We start from the raw sequence: 5,163 nt of genomic DNA on the forward strand, positions 1-5,163 counted from the left end.
TATAATGGAAAGTAGTTTCCAGATTCCAGCGGTCACTAAGGTTCTGCTCCCACAAGAGCTGATAATGATTTTGGCGGTAATTGTCGGTTTCATTATCATAAAAACCGATGATATTTTCCCAATTCTGATCATAGATCGCTCCTGAATAATTGAATTTAGGAGTAGTTTCCCAGGTTGTTTTATCAACGCCGTTCCAAGCCTGATAAGTTTTTTCTTTTCCTCCAAAAGCCATGAGCCGGATTTTCGTTCTGTTTTCTTCAAAAAGCCCGGTAAAGTTGTAAGAATTAAGATCAGAAAAAGCCCGGTCGATATACCCATCCGAATGAATATTAGTGTAACGCCCCATCAATGAAAGCCGGTCTTTCCAGAATTTACCGGAACCTACTTCTGCGGAATATTTATAGGTATTGAAAGAGCCGTAACTGTTATCCGATTTCACATAAAATTTTTCATCCGGATTTTTAGAAATCACGTTCACACTTGCTCCAAATGCCGAAACTCCGTTGGTGGAAGTTCCTACGCCTCGCTGGATCACAATTTGCGATGCAGAACTTGTTAAGTCCGGAACATTCACAAAAAAGGTTCCCTGAGATTCGGAATCGTTATAAGGCACGCCGTTCAGCATAACATTAATTCCGTTGCCGCCGACCCCACGGATTCTGAAACCGGTGTAGCCTACTCCGTTTCCGGCATCTGAAGTTGAAATGACTGAAGTTTGATTCTTGAGCAAAACCGGTAGATCCTGACCGAGATTTTTGATCCCCAAATCCTTTTCAACGTTGATAATTTCTTTGGAAACCGGTAATCTTTTTGTGAAATTCACACTTTCGATTTCGTGAATTTTCAAAGTGTCTTGCGTCGATTGTGCAAGGTAAAAAGGACCAGCGAAAAGTCCTAAATAAATAAATCCTTTCATTCTTTTAATTTTTAAGATTAATTGAATAAAAGGGGTCGAAAAAAATTATACAATAAATAGGTCCGCAGACCGCTCCCTAAACAGCATTACCTGTTCTAGGTTCATTGGGTATAATCTCAGCTTTTTACAGCACCCCTTTATTTTCAGCGGCGAAAGTACAAAATTTTTAATTAATAGCGAATATTATTGGAATCTACGTAATAATAATTTTTTCCGTCTTTGGTCACTTCAAAAAGCCGCGCGAGCTTCCAGCTGAAATTTCTTTTAATATCGCTGTATTCGAAAGGGATCACCACTTTATTATTGATGTCGATTACCCCAAATTTATTTTTGTACGACGCAATAATCATCGGATTTTTGAGATCATCACCTTCCAGAATATGCAGGTAATCGTACTGCGGATAGATTGTAAACTGCCGGTAATCTCCGGGATTTTCAAATTTAGAATCTTCGATAATTCCATAGGCGTGATTCATAACGTAGGCATGAAAAATCTGTGCTTTAAATTCAGGCGTACATGGTCCTAAATCGCTTTTTTTGAACTGATAAACCAGCGTTCCGGATTCATTGATACGGAAATCCTGACCATTTAAATGAACAGATGCATATTTAGAAGATCCGAATCTCTTCACTTTTGGATTAGGAGAATTCAGCAGATTGCAGTCTTCCGTAAAAAATCCGACATTGCTGTACTCTGGTTTAATGATCACTTTTCCCTTTTGATTGACAAAACCGTATTTACCGTTGATGTTTTGCGGAATAAGTGCCGGAATGGAATCATTTACCTTCACCAAATCGGGATTGGTTCTCGCTGAAACTGTTTTTGTAACCTTCTTTTTAGCGACATTGTGTTTCTGACCAGATAACATCAGGGCGAAGCTGATTAAAATCAAACTTAAAACGTTCTTCATGACTTTCTTTTTGCAAACTTAGGTCCAAAAATAACGTTTTAAATGTTTCTGAAAATAAAGAACAAAACCAATATGGCCATAATAACATACAATGCGTTTTGCCCATACAGTAATTTTCTCGTTTTTGGATAGCGGGTTTTTAAACTTTCAGTACTAAAAGCAATGCCTAAAGTGATATAGGGAATGGAGGCGACCAGTAAAGGATTGTATGCGAAAGCTTCTTTGAAATTGAGATGAAGAAGTTCATGAATGGCCCGCTGAGAGCCACAACCGGGGCAACTTAAGCCTGTAACATAATTTACCGGACATCTCGGGAAAAACTGAGTGTTCGCAGGATTATAGCTGAAATAAATAAGTCCCAAGATAAGTACAAGGGAAACCGCGATTAGTAAATTAGATTGTTTGTTGATGATCATTATCTGTTTTTGTATGCAATAGGTGGCTATTAAATTTATTTGCCTTATTTTCCAGACAATATGAAAGATCACTTATTAGCAGAAGAGGTTTTTATTGATATGGTTTATTAATTTCATCAATTTTTGCTCGTAAATCTGCAATTGAGAATTGATCTGAATCACATTCAATTTCGGGAATGTTATTTTGCTTTAGAAAATCATTTAAATCTTTACAGTCTCTTAACATATTAAATTCTTTATTTCCTAAGTCCAATACAATTCCTTTCGTACTGCCGTTAATAGAATATGTTACAGGATTTATTGCTCCTAATGCGAATTTACTAAACATCCCTCTCATATTTTCTTCAAAATAAATGAATCTTCCGTAATTTGTTACTTTACAAAATCTTGAGTATGCATCTGGATCATAGCCTTTATCTCTTTTGTTCGTATATTTTCTATAAGTTTGAAAATACATTTCACCTTTATATGAAACGGCTAATGGAAGATTAATTTTTTTCTTGTTTTTTTTGAAGTAGAAGAATGCTTTTTCAGGCAAATTATTATTATCATATTTTGCATTTGTTTCAAAATAAATTTCATCTGTCGATGTTGGTTGTTTTTTTAGTACATCATCTAAAGTTTTGTAAACACCATCAGGAAAATCTCCTTTCTTAATTGACTGATATTGCATTTCTTGAGCAATGATAAAATTGGTAATGAGAAGAAAAGAAAAAATTATTTTAAATTTCATAGTAGTTGATGAGATTAATTTAGGAAGCAATATTGTTTAAAGCATATCTACTAACACTCAAATATAAGCAACTTAGCTGAAATCCAAAAAATCTGCACAAAAGAACTATTATCCAGAAAAAATGTTGCTAACTAAGTCGCTGGCAGTTTCGTAAGGACGCCTCAAGTTGTATAGTCCATTCAGGATTATTAATTATATTTGAGCGAAGTAAACCCAATGAAGGTCAAACGAAGACTGAACTTCAGTACATGATTTTCAATAAGAGGTTAAGACACCCAACGGACTATGGCAATCTAACGAAACTTCCGGTTCAAGAGGCTCTGCAGTCTTTACTCTTCCTGAAAAACAACCGCAAAGGCTGCCCATACTTATATAAGAAAAGTTTTGCTTTAAAACTTCACCTCAGTTTTTTTTAAGAATCACCGAAAATAGATTCTCAGCATAGTATTTATATTTAATCTAAATGATATTCATCAGTTTTAAGGTTAAAATTTTGTATTTTTGAGCTTCTTTAATTTTAACAAAAAAAAACAGATATGACTTTCGACATTGACATGATCAAAAAAGTGTATGAGCGTTATCCTGAAAGGGTTGCTGCAGCAAGAGCAGTCGTGGGAAAACCGTTGACACTTTCTGAAAAAATCCTTTATACACACCTTTGGGAAGGCAATGCAACCCATGCTTACGAAAGAGGGAATTCTTATGTAGATTTCGCTCCGGACCGTGTTGCGATGCAGGATGCTACCGCGCAGATGGCACTTTTACAGTTCATGCAGGCAGGTAAATCCAAAGTGGCAGTTCCATCGACAGCGCATGCCGATCACCTTATTCAGGCAAGAGTGGGTGCTGAAGCAGATTTGCAGGAAGGAATCAATAAAAACTCAGAAGTTTTCAATTTCTTAAGTTCAGTTTGCGATAAATACGGCATCGGTTTCTGGAAACCGGGAGCAGGTATTATTCACCAGGTGGTGCTTGAAAATTATGCGTTCCCTGGTGGAATGATGATCGGTACCGATTCTCACACAGTGAATGCAGGTGGTTTAGGAATGGTTGCCATTGGTGTTGGTGGTGCCGATGCAGTAGATGTAATGGCCGGAATGGCCTGGGAACTGAAAATGCCTAAATTAATTGGTGTAAAATTAACAGGTAAACTCAACGGATGGACTTCTGCAAAAGATGTGATTTTAAAAGTAGCTGGAATTCTTACCGTAAAAGGTGGAACAGGCTGTATCGTTGAATATTTCGGTGAAGGTGCGCAAAACCTTTCTGCAACAGGAAAAGGAACTATCTGTAACATGGGTGCCGAGATTGGCGCGACGACTTCAACGTTCGGGTACGATGATTCCATGAGAAGATATTTAGCTGCAACCGGAAGACAGGATGTGGTAGATGCTGCTGATGCTATTGCAGAACACTTGACAGGTGATGCTGAAGTTTATGCAAACCCTGAACAGTATTTCGATCAGGTGATTGAAATTAATCTTGATGAACTGGCACCGCACTTAAACGGACCTTTCACACCGGATTTGGCAACTCCTGTTTCAGAATTCCGAGCAAAAGCTGAAGCTAACGGCTGGCCGCTTGATGTGGAATGGGCACTGATCGGTTCATGTACCAACTCATCTTACGAAGATTTATCAAGAGCCGCTTCAATTGTTGAAGACGCAGTGGCTAAAGGAGTGAAACCAAAAGCAATTCTCGGGATTAACCCAGGTTCTGAGCAGGTGAAATTCACCGCAGAAAGAGATGGTTTCCTTAACTCATTTAGAAAGTTTGATTCAGCAAGAATCTTTACCAATGCATGCGGACCTTGTATCGGTCAGTGGGATCGTGAAGGTGCTGAAAAAGGCGAGAAAAACTCAATCATTCACTCTTTCAACAGAAACTTTGCAAAAAGAGCCGATGGTAACCCAAATACCCACGCTTTCGTAGCGTCTCCGGAAATGGTAGCTGCAGTAGCAATCTCGGGAAGACTTGATTTTAACCCGATTACCGATACCTTAACCAACCAAAACGGCGAGCAGATTAAACTGGATGAGCCTAAAGGCTTTGAACTACCTGAAAAAGGTTTCGCGGTAGATGACAACGGTTATCAGGCGCCTTCAGAAGACGGTTCCTCAGTGCAGGTTGTCGTGAACCCGGATTCCGACAGACTTCAGTTGCTGGAGCCTTTCCAGCCTTGGGACG

The 5,163-nt window shown here is 38.4% G+C and carries 5 protein-coding genes; 1 reads left to right on the top strand and 4 read right to left on the bottom strand.

Annotated elements, in window-relative coordinates:
• The 4 genes from V5N63_RS06785 to V5N63_RS06800 all read right to left on the bottom strand — a co-directional run.
• A partial coding sequence (locus V5N63_RS06785; RefSeq protein WP_332033335.1) for a TonB-dependent receptor plug domain-containing protein occupies positions 1-916 on the bottom strand: 916 nt, incomplete at its 3' end.
• Positions 917-1,086: 170 nt separating this feature from the next.
• On the bottom strand, positions 1,087-1,827 hold the full coding sequence (locus V5N63_RS06790) for a WG repeat-containing protein (RefSeq protein WP_332033336.1): 741 nt from the start codon (positions 1,825-1,827) through the stop codon (positions 1,087-1,089).
• Positions 1,828-1,865: 38 nt separating this feature from the next.
• The gene (locus V5N63_RS06795) at positions 1,866-2,243 is read right to left on the bottom strand and encodes a DUF2752 domain-containing protein (protein WP_332033337.1); all 378 of its coding nucleotides are present in this window, start codon (positions 2,241-2,243) and stop codon (positions 1,866-1,868) included.
• A gap of 91 nt (positions 2,244-2,334) precedes the next feature.
• The gene (locus V5N63_RS06800; protein WP_332033338.1) at positions 2,335-2,976 is read right to left on the bottom strand and encodes a hypothetical protein; all 642 of its coding nucleotides are present in this window, start codon (positions 2,974-2,976) and stop codon (positions 2,335-2,337) included.
• A 536-nt stretch (positions 2,977-3,512) separates the two neighbouring features.
• On the opposite strand from V5N63_RS06800, the gene V5N63_RS06805 reads away from it, so the two are divergent.
• Positions 3,513-5,163, top strand: a 1,651-nt coding sequence (locus V5N63_RS06805; protein ID WP_332033339.1) for an aconitate hydratase, incomplete at its 3' end; no start/stop codon positions are given.

Origin of the sequence: Kaistella sp. (assembly GCF_032060305.1) — a bacterium.
Taxonomy (GTDB): domain Bacteria; phylum Bacteroidota; class Bacteroidia; order Flavobacteriales; family Weeksellaceae; genus Kaistella; species Kaistella yananensis.

Coding starts and splice junctions, on each gene's coding strand:
- V5N63_RS06790 (WP_332033336.1), bottom strand. CDS start 1,827: ATGAAGAACGTTTTAAGTTTGATTTTAATCAGCTTCGCCCTGATGTTA.
- V5N63_RS06795 (WP_332033337.1), bottom strand. CDS start 2,243: ATGATCATCAACAAACAATCTAATTTACTAATCGCGGTTTCCCTTGTA.
- V5N63_RS06800 (WP_332033338.1), bottom strand. CDS start 2,976: ATGAAATTTAAAATAATTTTTTCTTTTCTTCTCATTACCAATTTTATC.